Below are 21,256 nucleotides of genomic sequence, written 5' to 3'. Positions count from 1 at the left end.
ACGGAGGTATTTCCATGCTTCGCAAGCTTTTCGGCACGATGGCGTTGGCGCTGCTCGCAGGTTGCGCCACACCGCCGACGCCAGCCCCCGACAGCGCGGCCAGCAAAGTGGTCATCATGGGTAGCCTGAAGGACATCGAGATCGGACCGATGCGCGTCGCCCGTGAAAACGGCTTCATGACCGTCAACATCTCGCTGAACAACACCAGCCGATACAACAAGACGATGTATTACCGCTTCGCCTGGCTGGACAACGACGGCTTCCCCGTCGCAGAGCCGGAGAGCTGGAAAAGCCTGACGCTGTACGGTTCCCAGAGCAGCTTCCTGCCCGCCAATGCCCCGGTACCAAAGGCCACTGACTTGCGCCTCGAAGTCAAAACTCCCTGATCGCTTAGCCAAAGAGACCTGCACATGCCGTTCATTCGATTTTCACTCATCGCCACCCTCGCTCTATTGGCCACTGGTTGCGCCAACAACTCGCCCGTACTGGGCAGCAAAAACATCAACTACGGCGACACCAAGGCTGTTGAAACCGTTACCAACGAGTTTGGCTCTACCGACCTGCAGATGATTGCCGAAAGCATGACACGCTCCCTGGCACAATCCGGCACCTTGCAGGGCCGCCCGGTGGTGCAGGTCTATGACGTGAAGAACAAGACCAGCGAATACATCGACACTCGTGAGATCACCACGTCGATCAAGACTCAATTGATGAAGTCCGGCACGGCGCGTTTTGCCAGTGACAACACCGACATGCAGCGTCAGGTCGACCAACTCAAGTTGCAGAACCAGAGTGGCCTGTACAAGCAGTCGACTGTCAGCAAGACCGGCAACATGGTCGCCGCCAAATACCGTCTGGAAGGCTCGATCAGTTCCATCGTCAAGCGCAGCAGCGATTACAAGGACGTCTTCTACAAATTCAGCCTGCAGTTGATCGATGTTGAAAGCGGCTTGGCTGAATGGATGGATGAGAAAGAAATCCGCAAGACCACGGAGCGCTAACCGATGCGTGGATGGATCGGCATTATCGGCCTGATGTGCGCGTTCGGCGCTCAGGCTGCAACCAGGGTCGCCGTCACCGACATGGCGTTCGAACAGCAAGTGGAACAGTACATCCACACTGTGTCGGCGCAGACCAGCTTCCAGGCCAACGCCTACAGTGCCAGCGGTGCGGCTAGCTACAACGAGTACGAGGCGCGCAACACTTACATCGAGCAGGGCGAGCTGCGCAAATTCAGCGGCGACATCAAGGGCGAGATTCTTAAGTCGGGGATGTTCCAGCTGGTGCAGGGTACGCCCTACACCGCAAACGCCAAGGAAGACGTGTATGACGTCATCAAGCGCATCAAGAACGGCAACTTCAAGGGCGCGGATTATGTGCTGTTCGGCACGGTCTCGGACATCGACTTTCGTCAGGATGTCAATGAGATCGCTGACACCAATACCCACTCCGCGGTGTTGGGTCTTACGCTGGTGGGCGACTTCAGCCTGATCAACACCCGTACCTTTGAAATCACCTCGGCCTTCACCGCCATGGGTGAGGGTCAGGACGCCAAGCTGGTCAACGGCAATGACGTGCGAGTCACGCCAAATCGCGGTCGTGTGGTGAAGCAAGTGTCGAAGTCGATTGGAATGGACGTGGCGCGCCAGTTGCGTGAGCAATTACGGGGTGAAGTGGAATACTCACAGGAACCGCCCCCGCCACGCAATCAAATGCCGCGTGATGAGGCACCAAGGATTTTGCGCTGAGCTTTAAACATCGTCCGGTAGCAGAGCGGAGCATTCCTGGGCCCGCTACCACTGGCAAGCCGGACTGCTACAGGGATCGACACGCAATCAAGCGCGATGCAACGTCGCCAAAAACGCCGCAGCGCTGACGAACAAACCGGCAAAGGTGCGATTCATCCGGCGTTGCTGCCTGGGCGTTCGGAGCAACCGCAGCACCTTCGAAGCCAATCCCGTATACCCCGCCATGACAATCAGGTCGACGCAGACCATCGTCGCGCCGATAGTCAGATACTGAGGCAACAGCGCAAGCTGGATGTCGATGAATTGCGGCAGGATCGCCAGCATGAACACCAGCGCCTTAGGGTTACTAATGTTGACCAGAAAGCCCCGTGTGACCAACGTTGTCGGTTTGCCGATGGGGCGTATGGTGGGGCTTTCGGACAAATCGCCGGGCAAGGCTCGCCACTGTTTCACGCCCAGATACACTAGGTAGGCGACACCAAACCATTTGACCAGCGTGAACGCCAGTGCCGAGGTGGCCAGCACAGCGCCCAAACCTGCAGCGATGATTGCGATCTGGACGACAAGCCCTAACTGCAGGCCCAGCGCATTCCAATACCCACGCCAGAATCCGTATTGCAGACCGCTGGACATCGACGCGATGGCGCCAGCACCCGGAGAAAGGCTGATAACCCAGCAGGCGGCAAAAAAAGCCAGCCACGTTTCAAGCGACATTGCACACCTCAGGCAGAATCAGATCGCCTCTAAGCTAATGTCTACGGGGGCGAAAGGCTATTTTTTTGCAACTGTTACGCCGACTTCGAACACAGCTGTGAGGTTATTTCGGCGCCGAAACTTAGCCCACGCGCTTTTCGCCCGAGATGATCGCCAAGCCATCGTGCCCCCTCCAGCGACGCACCGACTTCTGAAAGAACTGGCTGTTAGGCACTTGCACCATCGTCCCGCCCATTTCGGCAGGCTCGATCAGTGTGGTGAACATCAGGTTGATGGCCGTGACGCGGCCCTTGATCCCGGGTTTGTCCGTGGTGTCCACCAGCTCCACCACATCGCCGATCCGAAAGGGCCCGATGGTGAAGATCAAGACTGCACACAGCAGGTTGGAAAGCACGCTCCACATGGCGAAGAACGCCACCGCCGCAACCGCTACGAACCCGGACAGGGCCGCCCACAACACGGCGGCGGAAACACCCAGCCGCCCGAGCACCGCAACCACTGCAGTGCCCATGATCAGCCAGCGCAATCCGCCGCGCAGCATCACCAGCAACTCAGGCGGCAGCAGTGGGTAGCGCTCGCCCAGGCGGGTCAAAAAGCGGCCGACCAACCGTTGCAAGGTGTATCCGATCAGAAGAATCAAAAGAATCTGCAGACCGACCACAATCGGTTCGATCCAGTAAGCGGGTACGGGAAGGGCCAACGATTCCATCAGGACAGCGCTTCCAGTTCCGCCTGCATCGACTCAAGTAGCTCCAGCGCTTCCATCCACTGCTCTTCCAACTCCGACTCACGCACCTTCAGTTTGGCTTGATCAGCCAGCAGGTCGCGCAGCTTGTCCTTGTTGGCAGCCTCGTAAACAGCGCTGTCGCCCAGAGCCGCTTCGATTTTCGTCAGTTTCTCGTGCAGGGCGCCAAGCTCCTTTTCCAGCTTCTCGGCTTCGCGTTTGTGCGGCGCCAGTTGCTGGCGCAAGGCCGCAGCTTGCTGACGCTGGGCTTTCTTGTCGGTCTTGTCGGCATTGACCGGCGTGTTGCTGACAGGCGCATTGCGCTGACGATAATCGGCCAGCCAGCGAGTGTAGTCGTCCAGATCGCCGTCAAATTCCTCGACCACCCCATCCGCCACCAACAGGAAGTTGTCGGTGGTGCTCTTGAGCAGATGACGATCGTGGGAAACCACCAGCACTGCACCGCTGAATTCCTGCAATGCCATGGTCAGGGCCAGGCGCATTTCAAGATCCAGGTGGTTGGTCGGTTCGTCGAGCAGCAGCAGGTTAGGTTTGTCCCAAGCGATCAGCGCCAGGGCCAGACGCGCTTTCTCGCCGCCGGAGAAATTCAGCACCGGCTCTTCCAGCCGCGCTCCGCGGAAGTCGAAGCCGCCGAGAAAGTCGCGCAGCGTTTGCTCACGTTCGGATGGCGCAATGCGCTGCAAATGCAGCAGCGGGCTGGCCTTGGCGTCGAGGGAATCCAATTGGTGCTGGGCGAAGTATCCGACAACCGTGTTCTCGCCACGCACCAGTCGCCCGCTCAGCGGTTCGAGCTCGCCGGCGAGGTTTTTGATCAGGGTAGATTTACCGGCGCCATTTGGCCCCAGCAAACCAATACGCGCGCCCGGCGTCAGTTGCAGTTTGACTTTCTGCAGCACGGCCTTGTCGCCGTAGCCCAGACGCGCATCCGACAGGTCCAGCAATGGGCTGGAAATCTTGTCGGACTCGCGGAAGGTGAAATCGAACGGCGAATCGACGTGCGCGGCCGACAGTTCCTCCATCCGCTCCAGCGCCTTGATCCGGCTCTGCGCTTGACGAGCCTTGGTGGCCTGGGCCTTGAAGCGAGCGATGTATTTTTCCATGTGCGCGCGTTGCGCCTGCTGCTTCTCGTAGGCCTGTTGCTGCTGGGCCAGCCGTTCGGCGCGGGCACGTTCAAAAGCGCTGTAGCCACCGCGATACAGGGTGATCTTTTTCTGTTCGACGTGGGCAATGTGATCGACCACCGAGTCGAGAAAATCCCGGTCGTGAGAGATCAGCAACAACGTGCCCGGGTAACCCTTGAGCCAGTCTTCGAGCCAGAGGATGGCGTCGAGGTCCAAGTGGTTGGTCGGCTCATCGAGGAGCAACAGGTCTGACGGACACATCAATGCCTGCGCAAGGTTCAGACGCATCCGCCAGCCACCAGAGAAACTTGCGACCTGGCGTTCCATCTGCTCGTTGGTGAAGCCTAGCCCCGCCAACAGCTTGCGCGCGCGTGCATCCGCGGTATATCCATCGGCGCTGTCCAGCTCCGAGTGCAGACGCGCTTGAGCGGTGCCGTCTTGAGCGGCTTCGGCGGCGGCCAGATCCTGCTGCACATGCCGCAGGCGCAGATCGCCGTCCAGGACGTAGTCCACTGCCAGGCGCTCGAGGGTATCGACCTCCTGACGCATGTGGGCAATACGCCAATCGGCAGGCAGCGAGCAATCGCCGTTGTCCGGGGACAGTTCACCACGCAGCAAAGCGAACAGGCTAGATTTGCCGGCGCCATTCGCGCCGATAAGGCCGGCTTTTTGGCCGGCGTGCAGGGTCAGCTCGGCGTCTTCTAGCAGACGTTGCGGACCACGCTGTAAGGTGAGGCTTTGAAGTCTGATCATAATGGCGGCGGAGTCTACCAGCTTCGTCCAAAACAGGTAGATGACTATGCCTTCCGACCTTTGGAGTTTCACCCTGGATTTTTACGCCCGACCCGGCGTCGAGCAGGCCTGCCTCACGTTACAGACGTGCGGCGGTAACGTCTGCGCACTGCTGTGTGGTGTCTGGCTGGACCAGCGCGCTGTTATGTTCGACCCGAAGCGGGCGGAGCAAATCAGACAATTGGCCACTCCTTGGCACCACGAGGTGGTCGGGCCGCTGCGAGCGGTACGCGCACGGTGGAAGGCCGCAGCTGCGACAGACGAAGAACTCAGCGCGCTACGTGAACGTTTGAAAGGGCTGGAACTGGATGCCGAGCGCGAGCTGCTGGTGAGGTTGCAACGGTTGGTCAGGGACTGGCCGGAGCACGGCGCGACAGACAGCGGGACTTGGCTGCAAGCGCTTGCGGGTGACGCCGCGAAGCAAGCACCCGACGCGCTGCAGATCCTGCGGCGCGTCGGGGAAGAGCTCGCTTAAGATGCGCTGTTCGAACTCGAACCAGTCGCGGGAGTGGCTGCCGAAGTGGTCGGCGTCACCGAAGCGTCTGGAGCGGAAGTCGAAGTGGATGCAGCTGGAGCAGGGGTCGCAGCCTTGGCAGCAGGCGCTGGAGCGGCTGGCTTGGTTGCCGGCTTAGCGGCGGATCTTGCAGCGGCAGGTTTGGCTGTCGGCTTAGCGGTGGATTTGGCGGCGGCAGGTTTGGCTGCCGGCTCAGAGCCTGGCTTGGCAGCAGGTTTGGCCGCTGCAGGCTTATTCACAGCGGGTTTTGCGGCGGCTTTGGCAGCAGCGGTAGCGGGCTTGGCAGCGACTGGCTTGACCGCAGCTTTCGCGGCTGTCGGTTTCGCAGCGCTGGTAGCTGCCTTGGTCGCTGGCGTTTTTGCAGCAGGCTTGGCGGCCGGTTTCGCAGCAACGGCAGGTTTGGTCGCCGAATTTGCTGCTGTGGTTTTAGCGGGAGTCTTGGCAGCGGTCGTTGCTTTCACAGCAGGCTTGGCAGCAGATGTATTGCTTGCTTTGGCAGGGGATTTCGCAGCGACAGGCGCCTTGGCAGCAGCAGGTTTGGCGGCCGCAGTTTTGCCAGCCGGCTTGGTGGCGGCCTTAACGGGAGCTTTTTCAGCAGGCTTGACGGTAGCAGCCTTAGCAGCGGACTTGGCGGCGGCTTTGGCAGAAGCCTTTGCCGAAGTCTTCGCCGCATCCTTTGCAGCAGACTTGGTTGCCACCTTGGCAGGCGTTCTGGCTTCACGGTCGCTCAGTGCCTTGCCCACGGCTTCCTTCACACGGCCAATACCCTGCGCCAGCTTCAGGCTTTCCTGAGCATCGCGCTTAAGGTTAAGGATGTAGGTGCGGGTCTCGGTCTGACGATCTTTCAACGCGTCGAGCAGCGACTCGAGCTCAGCGACTGCGTCTTTGGATTTGGCTTGTGCCTTGGCTTTACCGGCACTCGCGGCATCCTGCAACTTAGTGCGGGACTTGTGCAGTTTTTCCTGCGCTTTGCCGCGTTGTTTTTCAAGCTTGGCGAGCAATTTCTCGGCATCAGCCAGCGCTTGAGAGCAGGCATCTTCAAGGTGTTCGAGCAAGCTGCTCGACAGCTGTTGGAGCAAATGCAACGGAGTGTTTACTGGCTTCTTGGTGGCCGACATGACTTACCTCCTGGCTGATTTTAATGCGGCTCATACTAGACCTCTGCCCGCACCGCCGCTAGGGCATCTTGACACTGCAAATCGAGCGCTGTTGCACATTGGCCGAAAACCCTGCACATCGCCATCACATTACCGCCCATGCGCTGGCATAATCGCCACTTCCCAGGCCGGAGAGCATTCATGTCGCGCTACTTGTTAATGTCGTTGTTCCTCTTGGTATCCATTGCCCACGCGACCGATGCTCCCCCCTCCGATAACGCCCATGATCTGGCATATAGCCTGGGTGCGAGCTTGGGTGAACGTCTGCGCCAGGAAGCGCCGGACCTGCAGCTGCCAGCATTGATCGAAGGTTTGCAGCAGGCGTACCAAGGCAAACCACTGGCAATCAAGCAAGACCGCATGGAGCAGATTCTGAGCGACCACGACGCGGCGCTGGCCCAGGCAGAGAACTCCGGTCAGTCCGAGCCCCAGACCGAAGCTGCACTTAAGGAAGAACGCCACTTCATGGATACCGAAAAAGCCAAGCCGGGTGTTCGCCAGTTGGCCGACGGCATTCTGATGACCGAGCTAACGCCAGGCACCGGCCCCAAGCCCGACATCAACGGCCGCGTTCAGGTGAAATATGTGGGACGTCTGCCGGATGGCACGATCTTCGATCAGAGCCAACAGCCGCAGTGGTTTCGTCTGGACAGCGTGATTGCGGGCTGGACGACGGCGCTGGCCGACATGCCTGTAGGAGCGAAATGGCGGTTGGTGATTCCCTCGGCTCAAGCGTACGGCGCAGAAGGCGCTGGCGACTTGATCGACCCGTATACACCGCTGGTGTTTGAGATCGAGCTGCTGGCGGTGTCGCAATAACTACCAGCCATTATCCGTTTTACCGGCGAATTGGGTGGGTCAGTTATGGGCAGGTCAACTGACACATCGCGTTGGCTGCCGTCGTAACCCCCGACATCCTCTGCAGCGACCGTGCCGGTCTTCGGATTCTGAGCCTACGCAGATTGAACTGCCGACGCCAATTGTGGCGCAACGGCAACGCGCAAGTATTAAAAAGGGCGCTGTAGTAGCGCCCTTTTTAATCGCAAGCTCGGTCAGGTCTGGACTGCATCCTGTTGCTTATGCGCGTTATGCAGCACTTCAATCAGGCAGTCTTCCAGCTCGAAGCGCTCGTGCAACAAGCCTCCCAGCTCCTTGAATTTTTCCGCCACACACTTCCCTTTATCACACAGATCATTAAAAGCCAGCAGCTTCTCTGTGATCACGTTGATACGAGGATAAAGCGTTTGGGCGAGTTCAAGCCCGCGTTCATCGTTGAAAGCTTCGGCTTCGCCATTCAGCTGCTCATAGACGCCGAAATGACCTGCTGATACATAATCAACGAGACTGCTGCAGAACTCCTGCAGCTGCTGAGTGGTTCCAGACAACGCTTGAGGCTCGGCGCCAAGCACATCGTAAGCCTCGACCAGTTCGTGGCGCTCCTGCAACCAACGATCAATCAGGTTATGAACCCCACCCCAGCGTTCCTGAGCATTCTGACAACTTTCCAGCATGATGTTCTCTCTTCCCTTCGGGCGCATGCTGCATGGTCGCTTAGCGATCCGGCCCGATCCTTGTGGGCTGGCTCTGAAAAACGTCGACAGCAGCATTGATTCGATAACGCGTGCGGGCCAGATTATGCCCGCACGACTTGGGCTTCAAGGTACGCAGGAGATAAAGTTCATACAAGCGTTTAATCCGCTGAGCCCGCTTCCGTTGATCTGAATAGGCGAAATTCAATGAATAGGTAATACAGGGCGAACAGGCTGACGCCCGCAAAAGCCAGCAGGCTCCATTCCGGAAGACTGATGCCGAAGAACGACCAGGTGATTTCGGAACACCCCGCGCGCCCCGCGAAGATCAACGCCAGGACTTTCAGCCAAGGCTGTGTATCGAGCAAGTACTGCAGGTTAACCAGGCAGGCAGCCGGATTTTCCGGCGGAGTCGCCTGTAGCCACACTTGCCGGCCCGCGAGCGCCGTTCCGATCAGCGAAACGAATAACAGAATCGAAGAATACACACGCCAGCCAACGGCGGCGGGCACATGCAGCGCCGCAATCAGGCACACAGCGGAACAGGCCAGCATTAACATCCGCTGTGCAAAGCAGAGTGGGCACGGCGCAGAACCCACCACCCGCTCCAGATAGATTACCGCTCCCACAATCAACGCACAGGCGAAAAACACCAGACAAAACAGGGAACGTGTGCGAGCCAGATGCATGGAAAATCCGTAACAAAAGACGAAGGCGGTTACGGTAGAGGAAAGCGAGAGTCGCTTTCAAGGCAACCAGAGGAGGATATTTCTTAGTGTAATTAGGGATTTCCCAACCGCGAGAATAGGAAATTGCACCAACCTAGCGTGGATTGGACCTAAAACGCCCAAGATTTTGGGAAATCCCCTACACGAACTAAAGATTCATCGATCAAAAGCCCCCTTGACCGGAGGCCTATGTTGATCAAATGGACAGGTTTACGCTCGCGCCAAGGTAGGCAGCGGACGCGCCAAAAGACGCTCGTCCAACAGTCCCAAGCCTTCCTGGAACAGCTGATTGCTGCGATCTGTTTCACCCAACCGCGCCAATAGGCGCGCAAGCTCCGCACACGCTTCGGGATTGCGCTGCAGCCTGAGACTCCCTTCGAGGTAATCACGCGCTTTGCCCCATAGACTGCTCTGCAGGCACAGGCGACCCAAAGTCAGCAGCAGGCCGGGATCATCCGGGTGCTGCTTGAGCCAGCCCTCTGCAGTCTGCAGTTGCTTGCCCGGGTCACTGCCGCGCACCAGCCCATAGAGCCGCGCAAGGGGGCTGCGGTAATCGCGCTTGATGGCATTGCGCAGCACCTCTTCGGCCTGCACCTCGGCACCGTGCCGACGCAGTTGCTCGGCGTAAGCAAGAATCAGCGTCGGTTCCTGACGTTGGGCCGAGGTGAGTTGTTGCCAGGCTGTTTCCAATGCTGGCAAACCGGCAGGGCCTGCATCACCTTCCGCGCCTTGATAGGCGGCCAGCGACAGATTCTCTCCCCAGGCGCGCTTCTCCAACTCCGCCAGCTCAAGCGCTGGCAGAACTTTGTCCTTGCGCAGTTCCGGCATCAACCGAATCAGTTCCGGCCATTCGCCGCGCTGACGGTACAAGCGCTGCAGCTGACGCAGCACCTGCGGATTGTGCGGGTGGCGCTCGTGCATGGTCTGCAGCGTCACTCGCGCACCATCGGAGTCGCCACGGTCCAACTGCAGTTGCGCGTGATTCAGGGCAATTGCCAGTTCCGCGTGTGGCTGACGTTCAAGCGCACGCTCCAGCAAATTGTCGCTTTCTTCATAGCGGCCTTGTTCGTTCGCTGCACGCGCCGCGCCGAGGTAGTAAAGCAGCGGATGCCGCTCAGCCTCGGCAGCTCGCTGCAAATGGCGCTGAGCATTGGCCCAGCGACCCTCGGCAAGATCCAATTGCCCCTCTTCGATTGCCACCTGAACGCGACGACTGCGGTTACGTCGCGACCAGGGATTAACCACACCGCCAGAGGCAGTCAGCAGCCTAATCAAACCGCGCACCAGCCAAACCAGCAATACCACGACCACCATCAATGCCAAGGTCGCCCAAAGGCTGGACTCGTAGCGAAACGTATCGTAGGCAATTAACACGTAACCTGCATGCCGGGAGATCACCAACCCCGCCAGTGCTGCAACGATGATCAGGACGAAGACGATTGCATAGCCGCGCTTCATGGCTTGCTCCCTGGCTGCGCCCTGTCCCCATTAGCAGGTTGTTCCAGCGCGCCGCCTACCGGGCTGTGCCGCTGCTCCAGATACGCCTGCAGCGCATTCAGGCTTTGCGTCAAATCAGGGGTAACCACTGAAACCGGCTGTTTGGCCAATTCGTCCAAACGCTCGCCCAGCACTTTGCTCTGTGGATTGTCCTGATTGAAGTTGGCATCCAGCACGCTGTGCGCTTGCGCTACGGCCTTGCTGTATACCTGCGCCTGGCCATTGAGGGCTGCCCATTGCGCCTGCTCCAGCGCCAGGTTCAACGCCAGGCGCACTTCGGTCAGGCTTTGCCCCGCCAGCAGCGGACGGATGTTTTTATCGGCATGGAAGTCGATGCGGATGTACTGAGAAATCTTGTCCCACCACTTGGCCCAGTAACTGTCTTCTTTGCCGTCGGTAAGCCCCAGCAGGGATTCGCCCCTGTCCTTGTATTCAGGCGCCAGCGCGTTCAGTTGCGTGGTTTGATCACGCAAGGCGGCCAGCTGCAGAAACAGGCCGGTTCGATCCGGCTGGTCGACGCTGCGTAATGCGGCCAGACTTTTGGCCAGCTGCTCCCGGGCGGCGAACGCACCCGGATCGTCCTGTTCGCGCAGGATTTCATCGGCGCCCTGCACCAGTGCCTGGGCGCTGTTGACGTCCTGCAGCGCAGATAACCTGAGGGTTGCCAGACGCAAGAGATGTTCGGCCTCGGCCAGACGCCAGTCCTTGCGGCTCGCCCCGAGTACGGTTTCCAAACGTTGACTCAAGCGTTGCTGATCGCCCTGCAACTGGGTCACCAGTCGACGGCGGTCTTCAAGCTCCTGCGCAGGCGGCAGTTGGGCTAAACGGGTCGACAGCTGCTGTTCGCTCTGCTTGAGCGCCTGGGTCTGTGAGCCAATGTCCTGCAGTTGGCTGGACTGCTGTTGGTGACCGGCTTGAACGGCGCGAAGCTGCCATACGCTCCAGCCGCCGACGGCCACGCCCGCAGCGCCCAGCAACAAGGCGAGGATTGCCAAACCGTTACCGGTACGACGATTCGACGGCTCTTTTCGCGCTGGATCCGGAAATGGCTCAGGTGTGGCCAGTACCGGTTCAACGTCATCTTTTGGCAAGACTGTTTCGCTCACGTATCCATCCTTTGCATTTTGGCGTAATCGCGTAATCCGAATCGTCGATCATTACGCCTGAGAGGCAGGTTCGGGCTGTTCCCGCAACGCTGCCAGCAAGGCCGAAGCGCTGGCGCCACGGCAGTCCACTACGGTCAGAGCCCCGGCTTCACGCGCCAGTTCAGCAACCCGGGGGCTCGGTACGAATAAAGGCATTCGCGCAAGTTCCGGCCAGGCATCGCCTGCCAGCTCGCGCAGATGTTGAAAACCCTGTCCACTGCTGACCACCAGCCCGTTCAAGCGTTCCGCGGCAACCCGCTGTGGCAGCGTGAACGCCGCGTATTGGGGGAGGTTGCGACGGTACAAATCTAAATAATCGACGCTCACACCGCGCTCGCGCAACCGTTGTGCCAACAGCTCCCGACCGCCTTCGCCACGCATGATCAGCACTTTGGGATCGTAGCCGCTAACGGCCTCTTGAAGTTGCGGCAGCTCGAGCAACGTCTCGCTGTCATCGCCATATTTAGGGAAAAATACCCGCAGGCCATAATCATCAAGTATCTGCGCCGTGGCGGCCCCTACAGCAAACCAGGTTTGCATCGGCGGTTGCGGCCACACTTCGTCGACCATGTCCAGACCAAGCCGGGCGGCAGGTTTGCTGATGACGATAACCGCGCAGTAAGCGGCGAGGTTATAAATGATCGTGCGATTCTCTTCGCAGACCGGTAGCGGCGCGATTTCAAGCAATGGCAGGCTCGCGCTGAACACACCCTGCGCGGCCAGCAGGGCCGCAAGTGCCTGCGAGTCCTGGGCAGGACGCGTCAGCAGCAGACGCCATCCCTTCACTCTTGGTCCGCCTCGCCGTAAACAGCCTTGAGGATTTTCGCCGCACCTTGTGTCAGCAGCGCTTCGGCGACATGCACGCCCAGGGCCTGCGCGTCGGCGTGCGGAGCCCGGGCTTCGGCGCGCAACAAGACGCTCCCGGCAGGATCCCCCACCAGGCCGCGCAGCCATAGCTGGTCGTTTTCCAGCACCGCGTAGCAAGCGATAGGCACTTGGCAGCCGCCATTAAGGTGCTTGTTCAACGCCCGCTCGGCGGTCACGCGTACTGCGGTGTCGGTGTGATGCAGTGGAGTCAGCAGGGCGTGAAGCTCGGTGTCGACACTGCGGCATTCGATACCGACCGCGCCCTGCCCGCCCGCAGGCAAACTGTGATCGATACTGATTGGCGAAGTGATCCGCTCTTCGAACCCAAGACGGATCAGACCGGCTGCGGCGAGGATGATGGCGTCGTATTCACCGGCGTCGAGCTTGGCCAGGCGCGTGTTGACGTTGCCACGAAGAAAATGGATTTTCAGATCGGGACGGCGCGCCAGAAGTTGCGCCTGGCGGCGCAGGCTGGACGTACCAACGATACTCCCGGCAGGCAGATCATCCAGGCTGGAGAAGGTATTGGACACAAAGGCGTCGCGCGGGTCTTCGCGTTCGCAAATGCAGAACAGGCCCAGCCCTTGGGGAAAGTCCATTGGCACGTCTTTCATGGAGTGCACGGCGATGTCGGCCTCATTCTCAAGCAGCGCTGTTTCCAGCTCCTTGACGAAAAGGCCCTTACCGCCGATTTTTGACAGGGGTGAGTCCAGCAGCTTATCGCCACGGCTGACCATCGGGACAAGGGTCACGACCAGACCCGGGTGAGCTGTCTGCAGGCGCGCCTTGACGTATTCGGCCTGCCAGAGAGCGAGCGCGCTTTTGCGCGTGGCGATGCGGATTTCGCGAGTGGACATGAATCAATCCATACTGAAAGAATGCGGCGGATAATAACAGCTCAGCCCAAACGGGCCGAATGACTGTCATCAACTGCTCGCATCATGTTCTGAATCGATGTGCGGATCCATGCGACGGCATGTCGCCGGCCAACGGCACGCGTCTAATGCAGCATTTCCACCCTCATTAACCACACTGCACGCCAGCGCTTTCAAGCCCGGGTCAGTTGCCGAAAGGCCGAGCTGCCCAGCGCGGGCCACTCGTTTACAACTGCTGCATCATCTTGCGCACACCGGCCACATGCCTGCGACTGACGATCAGCGCATCGCCGTTAAGGCCTTTGAGGAACAACTGAAAATGCCCCAACGGCGTGCGTTGCAGCCGTTCGATCCGACTACGAGCCACCAGTGCATTACGGTGAATACGCACGAACCGGTCACCAAACTCATCTTCGAGCGCTTTCAACGGCTCATCGAGCAGTACTTCGCCGTCTTCGTGGCGCAGGGTCACGTATTTGTGATCGGCGATAAAGTAAATCACGTGATCCAGCGGGATCAACTCGATGCCCTTGCGGGTGCGGGCACTGATATGGCTGCGTGGACCATTGCCGCTTTCCGCCGCAGGGCGGGTCATCGCCGCCAGCTGCACGCGATTGGGCCGCTCGGCCTTTTTCAACGCTTCGAGCAGGTGTTCAGGACGGACCGGTTTAACCAGGTAGCCCACGGCACTGACCTGAAAGGCCTCCAGGGCGAACTCATCGTGGGCTGTACAAAAAACCACGGCTGGCGGTGTGTCGCGTTCGCATAACTTGGCTGCAACCTGCAGCCCATCCAGGCCCGGCATGCGGATGTCGAGTAAAACCACATCGGGCTTCAGACTATCGATCATCGTCAGGGCTTCTTCGCCATTGGAGGCTCCGGGTTCAAGTACCCGATAACCCTCAAGATCACCGACCATTCGGCCCAGACGTTCGCGGGCTAGGGGTTCATCATCAACGATCAGGACATTCATATTGCTCTGGCTTCCTGCGTGAGTCTCGCACAAGGATAGCGTAGACAGGTGAAGTGACGACCGTCACGGCGCTCCACGCTGAGACTTGCGAGAGGGCCAAAAAGTGCCGTGATTCGGGCGCCGATATTTGCCAGGGCCTGCTGGGTGCCGCTTGAAGCTTGCCGATGGGCATCTTCGTCATAGGGATTACTGACGCGCAATATGAATACTCCCCGTTGGTAGTGCGCCTCGACCCTGATCACACCGCCTTCGACACGGGGCGCGATACCGTAGATCAACGCGTTCTCAAGTAATGGCTGCAAGGTTAGCTGGGGAATCGGCAAGTCGTCGGGAATTGCACTGACGTCCCAGTCCAACTGTAGACGCTCGCCAAGTCGATATTGCTCAATCGATAAATAACGTCGGGCCAATTCCAGCTCTTCACCCCATGTGCTCAGGCTGCCGGGACTGCCCAGACTGGCGCGAAACAGGTCCGAAAGGTCCAGCACTGCCTGCTCGGCCTTGATCGGGTCGCTGGTAACCAGGCTGGCAATACTGTTGAGGGTATTGAATAGAAAGTGCGGCCGGATACGTGCCTGCAGCGATTCGATCCTGGCTCGCATCTCGGCCTGTTGCTGTTTGCGCCACTGACTCTGCAGGTAAAAGTAGCGCAACATCAGCGCCGACATGATCAACGCAATCAATGCATAGCGAAGGTAGCGTTCGATGTCGCTGTAGACAGGCATTGAGCCGTTCAGCTGACAATAATCGGTCACCGCCGTACACAACAGCGTGACTGCCACCACCAGCAAACAGCCCATGACGCCCGCAAGCCCCGTTTTCAGGCGCGCAAGCCAGGGCCGCAAGCCACACAGCAGTGCGGCCGAGAGCAGTACGATCCACTGCACGAACAGCGAGATCAGCGCCAGCCGCACCCAGTCGAAACCCGAGTGCATCGGTTCGACCAATACCAGCACAAGCACCAGCAACTCGGCGAGCACGATCAGGACCAGCAGCGCCTGAGGCAGGCACAGTTCCGGAAGGAAAAACTCTTTACCGGGCAGCGCGCTCAGGCCCGGTTTATCGCGCTCAGTCTGCATTGTTCCAGTCTCTGCGCTCGCACCCTTGCGGGCAAGCAAGCGGGTATAAAAAACAGCAATGCTGTTATCATCGCCCGCGCCGTTTGAAATCGGCACGCCAATATTTCATCAGTACCGTAATCAGCAGAGCAGCGAGCGAATCCATGAGCACCGACAAGACCAATCAGTCCTGGGGCGGCCGCTTCAGTGAGCCCGTCGACGCCTTCGTCGCACGCTTCACCGCCTCCGTCACTTTCGATCAGCGCCTTTATCGTCACGACATCATGGGCTCGGTTGCCCACGCCACGATGCTGGCCAAGGTCGGCGTGCTGACCGACGCCGAACGCGACACCATCATCGACGGCCTGAAGACTATTCAGGGCGAAATCGAAGCGGGTACGTTCCAATGGCGTGTGGACCTGGAAGACGTGCACATGAACATCGAAGCGCGTCTGACCGACCGCATCGGTATCACCGGCAAGAAACTGCACACCGGTAGAAGCCGTAACGACCAGGTTGCGACCGATATCCGTCTGTGGCTGCGTGATGAAATCGATCTGATTCTGGCTGAGATCACTCGACTGCAAGAAGGCTTGCTGGAGCTGGCCGAGCGCGAAGCCGAGACCATCATGCCGGGCTTTACCCATCTGCAGACCGCACAGCCGGTGACCTTCGGGCACCACATGCTGGCCTGGTTCGAAATGCTCAGCCGCGATCACGAGCGGCTGGTCGACTGCCGCAAACGTACGAATCGCATGCCGTTGGGCAGCGCTGCACTGGCAGGCACCACCTACCCGATCGACCGCGAGCTGACCTGCCAACTGCTGGGCTTCGCAGCCGTAGGTGGCAACTCGCTGGACAGCGTGTCCGATCGCGATTTCGCCATCGAATTCTGCTCCGCCGCCAGCGTGGCGATGATGCACCTCTCGCGCTTCTCCGAAGAGTTGGTGCTATGGACCAGCGCGCAATTCCAGTTCATCGATCTTCCGGATCGTTTCTGCACCGGCAGCTCGATCATGCCGCAAAAGAAAAATCCCGACGTGCCAGAGCTGGTCCGCGGCAAGAGCGGCCGCGTGTTCGGCGCATTGATGGGCCTGCTTACCTTGATGAAGGGCCAGCCGCTGGCCTACAACAAGGACAATCAGGAAGACAAGGAGCCGCTGTTCGACGCCGCCGACACCCTGCGCGACTCGCTGCGTGCCTTCGCCGACATGATCCCGGCGATCAAACCCAAGCATGCGATCATGCGCGAAGCAGCCTTGCGCGGTTTCTCCACGGCAACTGACCTGGCTGACTATCTGGTACGCCGTGGCCTGCCGTTCCGCGATTGCCACGAGATCGTCGGTCATGCAGTGAAATACGGCCTGCAGACCGGCAAGGACCTGGCTGAAATGACACTCGATGAGTTGCGCCAGTTCAGCGATCAGATCGAGCAGGATGTATTCGCGGTGCTGACGCTGGAAGGCTCGGTCAATGCCCGCAATCACGTTGGCGGCACTGCACCGGCGCAGGTCAAGGCTGCGGTGGGGCGAGGCAAGCAATTGCTGGCCAGCCGCTAAGTCCATTCGAACGGGCCGCTACACCCAGTCGCGGCCCCAACACCCTTCTGCAAACCGAGAACACCATGAGCGACAAGATCGACAACGACGAAGAAGAGTTCGCTGAATCGACCCTGATCCAGGCCATCGAAAACCAGATCGAAAGCGATAACCCCCCTGCTGCCAAAGCCACTTTCAACAAGCTGACGCTGGTCGGTTACGAGCGTTATGACATCCTGGAAATGATGGCGCACGTGCTGGCCGTGGAGATTGACGGCATTCTGGAAGAGGACCGCCCGTTCAACACCGAGTGGTACGAAAAAGCCCTGCGCGCCCTGCCAGAGCTGCCACCAGGTGTAAAGCTGGAAGACGGCGAGTAAAAGCACCGACCACGGCCCGGCTGGCTTGGATTGGCTTCTGAATCTGGCCGAGGACGCTCAGCTGCCCGATCTACCACGACGCAGCAACAAGCGGGACACCACTGTTGTACCTGCCCATTTGCAGTGAATTGCGTTTGGGGGGCTCGTCGGCAAGACAGACGCTTACGGCCAGAGGCCTGGACGCTCCGTCTGATGATCGGCCACGGACTTTCAGCAAAATCTCCAGACGCTACTACACTCCAGATGCCTCGCAGGCGCTTGACCTACGGGGCTGTCATGTCTGCGATTCGTCGCCGCGTCATCCATTACAAAAGTCTGGAGCCTCTATGTCGTTTACCCCTGAATTGGTCGCCGAACTGGAAATCCTGTCACTGTTCAACCTGGGCAATACCCAGGAGGGCCTTAAAGTCCACCACGTAGCTGCTCCCACCGCTGTTGCTGCTGCCAAGCGACTCTTCGAAAAAGGATTGACGACTCAGGTCGACGGGGGCTATCTCACCAGTCTTGGACTGGATGCCGCCGAACACGCGCAATCGCTGCTGATCATCCTCTCCACCGCTCAGGAAGCGGCCTGAACCGCCCACAGCCACCGAGCCGCGAAACCTTTTCAAGGAAGCATCAAATAAAGGTTTCGCGCTGCCTTCATTTATAAGATGCTGCGCCGATAAAATTCTGGCGCCAGAAAATACACACAGCCGCCTTACAACGCCTGATGCATCTTCTTCCCTGTCGCCTTGCTCAGCCCCAAGTAATGCCGTTTGTCGGCTTTGAGTCGCGATGACCCGTAGTTTCGAGATCCGCCCCGATCTGGATGAGGGCATCGACCGCAAGGTCCTCAGCCAGCTGCGCAACCGCTTCCTGTGCCTGAATGAAGGACGGTTGGGCCGTGCCACCGAGGGTCTGTCCACCCGCCAGCAGTCAGTCCTGGCACTGCTGCCGCTGTTGTTCCATGTTAATCACCCGCTTATGCCCGGCTATATTTCAGGCGCAACGCCTGCAGGGGTTTCCAATTACGAGCCCACTACCCAAGCGCTGCTCGAGGCGCAGCGCCTGACCCGGTCCTTTTGCTACAAACAGCGCAGGGGAGATACGCCGCAGCCGATACACGGCATTTTTCTGATGGGTAGCCTCGGCACGCTGGCCCAGGCCGATCAAAGCGACATGGACGTCTGGATCTGCCATGACCCGAACCTGTTGCCTGAGGAAGTGCTCGAGCTGCGCAAGAAATGTCAGGCGCTGGAAACCTGGGCCGCGACGATGGGCACCGAGGCGCATTTCTTTCTCATTGACCCGATACGTTTCGTCGCCGGCGAGCGTGATGCACAACTGAGCAGCGAGGACTGCGGAACGACTCAGCATTACCTGTTGCTGGACGAGTTCTACCGCACCGCGATCTGGCTGGCCGGTCGTACCCCCATCTGGTGGCTGGTACCGGTGTATGAGGAAGCACGCTACGCCGAATACACGCACGCATTGCTGTCCAAGCGCTTCATTCGCGAAGACGAGGTTCTGGATCTGGGCAACATGTCCCACATCCCGCCCGGAGAATTCATCGGCGCCGCGCTCTGGCAACTATTCAAGGGTATCGAGTCGCCTTACAAATCCGTGCTCAAACTGCTTCTGACCGAAGCCTATGCCAGCGAACATCCGCAAGTACACTGCTTGAGCATGAGCCTGAAAAAAGAGGTGTTCGCCAATCGCGTGGACCTCGACGAACTTGATCCGTACATGATGGTTTATCGGCGGATCGAGGAATACCTGCTAGCCCGCGGCGAACCTGAGCGGCTGGAACTGGTGCGCCGCAGCCTGTACCTGAAGGTGAATAAAAAACTCACCGGCCTGCCCCGCCAGCGAACCACCGGTTGGCAACGCCTACTGCTGGAACGACTGGCCAAAGAATGGAACTGGGATGAGCGACAGTTAGCTTTGCTCGACAGTCGCAGCCAGTGGAAGGTGCGACAGGTTTCCGGCGAACGCCGGGCGCTGGTGAGTGAGCTCAATTGCAGCTATCGATTCCTGACTCAGTTTGCCCGCACCCAGAACGCGATCAGCTCGATCAACGCACGCGACCTTAATATCCTCGGACGTCGTCTTTACGCCGCATTCGAGCGCAAAGCGGGCAAGGTCGAGTTCGTCAATCCGGGGATCTCGCCGGATCTGGCAGAGGACACGCTGACACTGGTGCAGTCGCCTAATAAACGCGAGCCCGGCCAGTATCTGTGGGGCCTGTACAACGGCACTCTCGGTGTGCATGAGTGGGAGTCCTTCGCGCCGATCAGGCGCAGCCGCGAACTGCTGGAGTTGCTTGCCTGGTGCCATCGCAACCATGTCATCGACAGCAGTACGCGCCTGGCGCTGCACCCTGGCAGCAGCGACCTGACCGAGTTCGAGCTATTCAACCTGCAAGTTGCGCTGCAAGCCAGCATCCCGATGCCACTGGGGATGGTGGCCGAAGAAGCTTTGCTGCGTCCGAGCGTGCCAAACGAGATCCTGCTGCTGGTGAACGTCGGGGTCGACCCGCTCAAGCATCACAAAGACCTGAACATCCTGATGACCACCGAGCGCACCGACTCGCTGAGTTACGCCGGGGTTCGCGAAAATCTGGTACTGACCCTCGACCAGATCACCCTAACCACCTGGAACGAGGTGCTGGTCGATCGCTTCGACGGCACTCACGCCTTGCTAGAGTGCTTGACCGAGTTGCTCAACACCGCGACGCTGCCAAAAGCGCTGATCAACGTGCGTTGCTTCTGTCACAACCGGGCTCCGGCCATCGCCCAACGGGTGGAAGAGGTTATTCATACGGCGCAACTGCTGTTGTCTCGCCGAATGAACCATCGGTATTTGATCCAGGTACAGCAGCACTATCACGTGCTGGAAATGACGCCGGGGCACGTCACCCACGTAGCGCTCGAAAACCTGCCCGAGCTGTACCGATACCTTGGCGAAGAGCTGCCGGGCTACAGCCCGATTCATCTGGACCCGCAGGCACTGGATGACAGTGACCTGTCGCTGATCATTCCCTATGGGCAGCCGGAATGCATTCAGGTGTTCTACCGGATCAGCGAGCCGCATGCCGATCTGTACGTACTCGACGAACATAACGCGCTGTGGCATCACCACCTGCCGTACCACGATGAATCAAGCCTGCTGATGCCGATGCAGCGTTTTCTGCAATCGCTGATGTACCGGCGCGGCGCCTTGCTGCCACTGGATAATCCTCTCGATCCGCAAGCGCTGGATACCCTGTATTACCGCGTCACGCCCGATGGCGCTGCACGCGCGCGGCGGATCGAGCAACGACTTGGCCCGGTGATGCCCACTGACAAGCCGTTTTACGACGTGCAGGCGATCGTCGAAGAAGCGTCCCCAGGCCAGGTTAGCGTGACGTTGTATTGCGACGGCAGGGAGTTTTCGGAGCTGGAATTGGGCGAACAGCTGTATAGCGTCGTTGCCCGGCAGCTCCTTGACCAGCGCAGCGAGCCACGCTGCTATCGCTGCTACATCACAGACCTGGATCTGTCGGGAATCCTGGCTGACAGGCGTGGCCAGACCATCCTGTTCCTGCGCTACAAGGCTGAGCTTGAAAAGGCGTTGAACGAGGCGTTAGATGAGGCTTGATGACGGCTATCGCGGGCTAGCCCTGCAGGAGACGGGTGGCTGACGTAATACGCTATATCCGGCGACCCATCTGCAACTGCCCCTCCGGCGTCTCCTACAGGGAATGAGTTGGTGCCCCATGAGGTGCCCTGCTGCAACCTGTGGGAACCTCTGGAGCTGTGCGACAGTGGCGAATGTGGTGGCTCAGTCACCGGTAATCCCTGACTCCAGCACATTCGTCAGCTCGCGGTCCGAGGCAAGTCAACCCTGCAGGA

General features: G+C 59.3%; 21 protein-coding genes. 9 read left to right on the top strand and 12 right to left on the bottom strand.

All coding sequences use genetic code 11. The features are described from left to right. Window positions 1–14 precede the first annotated feature (14 nt). Genes B3I26_RS22275 through B3I26_RS22265 form a run of 3 tightly spaced genes read left to right on the top strand, consistent with a single transcriptional unit; the run spans window position 15 to window position 1,748 of the window. A complete protein-coding gene (locus B3I26_RS22275; protein ID WP_296260852.1) occupies window positions 15–386 on the top strand; it encodes a YcfL family protein in 372 nt (123 codons plus the stop codon). A gap of 24 nt (window positions 387–410) precedes the next feature. Further along, window positions 411–1,001 (top strand): penicillin-binding protein activator LpoB, encoded by a 591-nt coding sequence (lpoB, locus tag B3I26_RS22270; protein WP_296260850.1) that lies wholly within the window; start codon window positions 411–413, stop codon window positions 999–1,001. 3 nt (window positions 1,002–1,004) lie between these two features. Next, window positions 1,005–1,748, top strand: a complete 744-nt coding sequence (locus B3I26_RS22265) for a penicillin-binding protein activator LpoB (protein ID WP_296260848.1) — start codon at window positions 1,005–1,007, stop codon at window positions 1,746–1,748. Window positions 1,749–1,835: 87 nt separating this feature from the next. On the opposite strand, the gene B3I26_RS22260 is transcribed toward B3I26_RS22265, so the two are convergent. From B3I26_RS22260 to B3I26_RS22250, 3 genes are all read right to left on the bottom strand, one after another. Then, complete coding sequence (locus tag B3I26_RS22260) at window positions 1,836–2,462, bottom strand: LysE family transporter (RefSeq protein ID WP_296260846.1); 627 nt, start codon at window positions 2,460–2,462, stop codon at window positions 1,836–1,838. 121 nt (window positions 2,463–2,583) lie between these two features. Continuing rightward, on the bottom strand, window positions 2,584–3,171 hold the full coding sequence (locus B3I26_RS22255) for a mechanosensitive ion channel family protein (protein WP_296260844.1): 588 nt from the start codon (window positions 3,169–3,171) through the stop codon (window positions 2,584–2,586). After that, window positions 3,171–5,081 (bottom strand): ATP-binding cassette domain-containing protein, encoded by a 1,911-nt coding sequence (locus tag B3I26_RS22250; RefSeq protein WP_296260843.1) that lies wholly within the window; start codon window positions 5,079–5,081, stop codon window positions 3,171–3,173. Before B3I26_RS22250 ends, B3I26_RS22255 begins: the two co-directional genes overlap by 1 nt. A 46-nt stretch (window positions 5,082–5,127) precedes the next feature. On the opposite strand from B3I26_RS22250, the gene B3I26_RS22245 reads away from it, so the two are divergent. Then, complete coding sequence (locus B3I26_RS22245) at window positions 5,128–5,595, top strand: TIGR02444 family protein (protein WP_296260841.1); 468 nt, start codon at window positions 5,128–5,130, stop codon at window positions 5,593–5,595. Here B3I26_RS22245 and B3I26_RS22240 read toward each other — a convergent pair. After that, a complete protein-coding gene (locus B3I26_RS22240) occupies window positions 5,592–6,752 on the bottom strand; it encodes an AlgP family protein (protein WP_296260840.1) in 1,161 nt (386 codons plus the stop codon). The genes B3I26_RS22245 and B3I26_RS22240 overlap by 4 nt on opposite strands. A 180-nt stretch (window positions 6,753–6,932) precedes the next feature. Here B3I26_RS22240 and B3I26_RS22235 point away from each other — a divergent pair, with 180 nt between their 5' ends. Continuing rightward, entirely contained in the window at window positions 6,933–7,610 is a 678-nt protein-coding gene (locus B3I26_RS22235) for an FKBP-type peptidyl-prolyl cis-trans isomerase (protein ID WP_296260839.1), read from the top strand. A gap of 233 nt (window positions 7,611–7,843) precedes the next feature. Here B3I26_RS22235 and rsd read toward each other — a convergent pair whose 3' ends face one another. From rsd to B3I26_RS22195, 8 genes are all read right to left on the bottom strand, one after another. Next, window positions 7,844–8,302, bottom strand: coding sequence for a sigma D regulator (rsd, locus tag B3I26_RS22230; RefSeq protein ID WP_296260960.1), 459 nt, complete (start codon window positions 8,300–8,302; stop codon window positions 7,844–7,846). A gap of 179 nt (window positions 8,303–8,481) precedes the next feature. Beyond that, complete coding sequence (locus B3I26_RS22225; RefSeq protein ID WP_296260838.1) at window positions 8,482–9,009, bottom strand: disulfide bond formation protein B; 528 nt, start codon at window positions 9,007–9,009, stop codon at window positions 8,482–8,484. 249 nt (window positions 9,010–9,258) lie between these two features. Continuing rightward, on the bottom strand, window positions 9,259–10,506 hold the full coding sequence (locus B3I26_RS22220) for a heme biosynthesis HemY N-terminal domain-containing protein (RefSeq protein ID WP_296260836.1): 1,248 nt from the start codon (window positions 10,504–10,506) through the stop codon (window positions 9,259–9,261). Then, window positions 10,503–11,651 (bottom strand): uroporphyrinogen-III C-methyltransferase, encoded by a 1,149-nt coding sequence (locus B3I26_RS22215; RefSeq protein ID WP_296260835.1) that lies wholly within the window; start codon window positions 11,649–11,651, stop codon window positions 10,503–10,505. The genes B3I26_RS22220 and B3I26_RS22215 overlap by 4 nt, the downstream gene beginning before the upstream one ends. 51 nt (window positions 11,652–11,702) lie before the next feature. Then, window positions 11,703–12,476, bottom strand: a complete 774-nt coding sequence (locus B3I26_RS22210; RefSeq protein WP_296260834.1) for a uroporphyrinogen-III synthase — start codon at window positions 12,474–12,476, stop codon at window positions 11,703–11,705. Beyond that, the gene (hemC, locus tag B3I26_RS22205) at window positions 12,473–13,414 is read right to left on the bottom strand and encodes a hydroxymethylbilane synthase (protein WP_296260833.1); all 942 of its coding nucleotides are present in this window, start codon (window positions 13,412–13,414) and stop codon (window positions 12,473–12,475) included. Before hemC ends, B3I26_RS22210 begins: the two co-directional genes overlap by 4 nt. Before the next feature lie 244 nt (window positions 13,415–13,658). After that, window positions 13,659–14,405 carry a LytR/AlgR family response regulator transcription factor gene (locus tag B3I26_RS22200; protein WP_296260832.1) on the bottom strand — a complete coding sequence of 249 codons (747 nt, stop codon included), beginning with the start codon at window positions 14,403–14,405 and terminating at the stop codon, window positions 13,659–13,661. Then, window positions 14,402–15,484, bottom strand: a complete 1,083-nt coding sequence (locus tag B3I26_RS22195; protein WP_296260831.1) for a sensor histidine kinase — start codon at window positions 15,482–15,484, stop codon at window positions 14,402–14,404. The genes B3I26_RS22200 and B3I26_RS22195 overlap by 4 nt, the downstream gene beginning before the upstream one ends. Before the next feature lie 143 nt (window positions 15,485–15,627). Here B3I26_RS22195 and argH point away from each other — a divergent pair, with 143 nt between their 5' ends. The 4 genes from argH to B3I26_RS22175 all read left to right on the top strand — a co-directional run bounded on the left by argH (window position 15,628) and on the right by B3I26_RS22175 (window position 21,002). Then, window positions 15,628–17,022 carry an argininosuccinate lyase gene (gene argH, locus B3I26_RS22190; RefSeq protein WP_296260829.1) on the top strand — a complete coding sequence of 465 codons (1,395 nt, stop codon included), beginning with the start codon at window positions 15,628–15,630 and terminating at the stop codon, window positions 17,020–17,022. Window positions 17,023–17,087: 65 nt separating this feature from the next. Then, window positions 17,088–17,381, top strand: a complete 294-nt coding sequence (locus B3I26_RS22185; RefSeq protein ID WP_296260827.1) for a hypothetical protein — start codon at window positions 17,088–17,090, stop codon at window positions 17,379–17,381. A gap of 326 nt (window positions 17,382–17,707) precedes the next feature. Further along, window positions 17,708–17,956: a TIGR02647 family protein gene (locus B3I26_RS22180; RefSeq protein ID WP_296260825.1), complete on the top strand. Its 249-nt coding sequence runs from the start codon at window positions 17,708–17,710 to the stop codon at window positions 17,954–17,956. A 202-nt stretch (window positions 17,957–18,158) separates the two neighbouring features. After that, a complete protein-coding gene (locus B3I26_RS22175; RefSeq protein ID WP_296260824.1) occupies window positions 18,159–21,002 on the top strand; it encodes a class I adenylate cyclase in 2,844 nt (947 codons plus the stop codon). Window positions 21,003–21,256 lie beyond the last annotated feature (254 nt).

Origin of the sequence: Pseudomonas sp. UBA5706, assembly GCF_002419965.1 — a bacterium.
GTDB lineage: Bacteria > Pseudomonadota > Gammaproteobacteria > Pseudomonadales > Pseudomonadaceae > Aquipseudomonas.
This window is presented reverse-complemented; position numbering and strand designations above follow the sequence as displayed.

What these genes read in the sequence shown, in the direction of transcription:
- argH (WP_296260829.1), top strand. Translation starts at nt 15,628, where the DNA reads ATGAGCACCGACAAGACCAATCAGTCCTGGGGCGGCCGCTTCAGTGAG.
- B3I26_RS22185 (WP_296260827.1), top strand. Translation starts at nt 17,088, where the DNA reads ATGAGCGACAAGATCGACAACGACGAAGAAGAGTTCGCTGAATCGACC.
- B3I26_RS22180 (WP_296260825.1), top strand. Translation starts at nt 17,708, where the DNA reads ATGTCGTTTACCCCTGAATTGGTCGCCGAACTGGAAATCCTGTCACTG.
- B3I26_RS22195 (WP_296260831.1), bottom strand. Translation starts at nt 15,484, where the DNA reads ATGCAGACTGAGCGCGATAAACCGGGCCTGAGCGCGCTGCCCGGTAAA.
- B3I26_RS22240 (WP_296260840.1), bottom strand. Translation starts at nt 6,752, where the DNA reads ATGTCGGCCACCAAGAAGCCAGTAAACACTCCGTTGCATTTGCTCCAA.
- B3I26_RS22255 (WP_296260844.1), bottom strand. Translation starts at nt 3,171, where the DNA reads ATGGAATCGTTGGCCCTTCCCGTACCCGCTTACTGGATCGAACCGATT.
- B3I26_RS22235 (WP_296260839.1), top strand. Translation starts at nt 6,933, where the DNA reads ATGTCGCGCTACTTGTTAATGTCGTTGTTCCTCTTGGTATCCATTGCC.
- rsd (WP_296260960.1), bottom strand. Translation starts at nt 8,302, where the DNA reads ATGCTGGAAAGTTGTCAGAATGCTCAGGAACGCTGGGGTGGGGTTCAT.
- B3I26_RS22245 (WP_296260841.1), top strand. Translation starts at nt 5,128, where the DNA reads ATGCCTTCCGACCTTTGGAGTTTCACCCTGGATTTTTACGCCCGACCC.
- B3I26_RS22275 (WP_296260852.1), top strand. Translation starts at nt 15, where the DNA reads ATGCTTCGCAAGCTTTTCGGCACGATGGCGTTGGCGCTGCTCGCAGGT.
- lpoB (WP_296260850.1), top strand. Translation starts at nt 411, where the DNA reads ATGCCGTTCATTCGATTTTCACTCATCGCCACCCTCGCTCTATTGGCC.
- hemC (WP_296260833.1), bottom strand. Translation starts at nt 13,414, where the DNA reads ATGTCCACTCGCGAAATCCGCATCGCCACGCGCAAAAGCGCGCTCGCT.
- B3I26_RS22260 (WP_296260846.1), bottom strand. Translation starts at nt 2,462, where the DNA reads ATGTCGCTTGAAACGTGGCTGGCTTTTTTTGCCGCCTGCTGGGTTATC.
- B3I26_RS22200 (WP_296260832.1), bottom strand. Translation starts at nt 14,405, where the DNA reads ATGAATGTCCTGATCGTTGATGATGAACCCCTAGCCCGCGAACGTCTG.
- B3I26_RS22220 (WP_296260836.1), bottom strand. Translation starts at nt 10,506, where the DNA reads ATGAAGCGCGGCTATGCAATCGTCTTCGTCCTGATCATCGTTGCAGCA.
- B3I26_RS22250 (WP_296260843.1), bottom strand. Translation starts at nt 5,081, where the DNA reads ATGATCAGACTTCAAAGCCTCACCTTACAGCGTGGTCCGCAACGTCTG.
- B3I26_RS22175 (WP_296260824.1), top strand. Translation starts at nt 18,159, where the DNA reads ATGACCCGTAGTTTCGAGATCCGCCCCGATCTGGATGAGGGCATCGAC.
- B3I26_RS22225 (WP_296260838.1), bottom strand. Translation starts at nt 9,009, where the DNA reads ATGCATCTGGCTCGCACACGTTCCCTGTTTTGTCTGGTGTTTTTCGCC.
- B3I26_RS22265 (WP_296260848.1), top strand. Translation starts at nt 1,005, where the DNA reads ATGCGTGGATGGATCGGCATTATCGGCCTGATGTGCGCGTTCGGCGCT.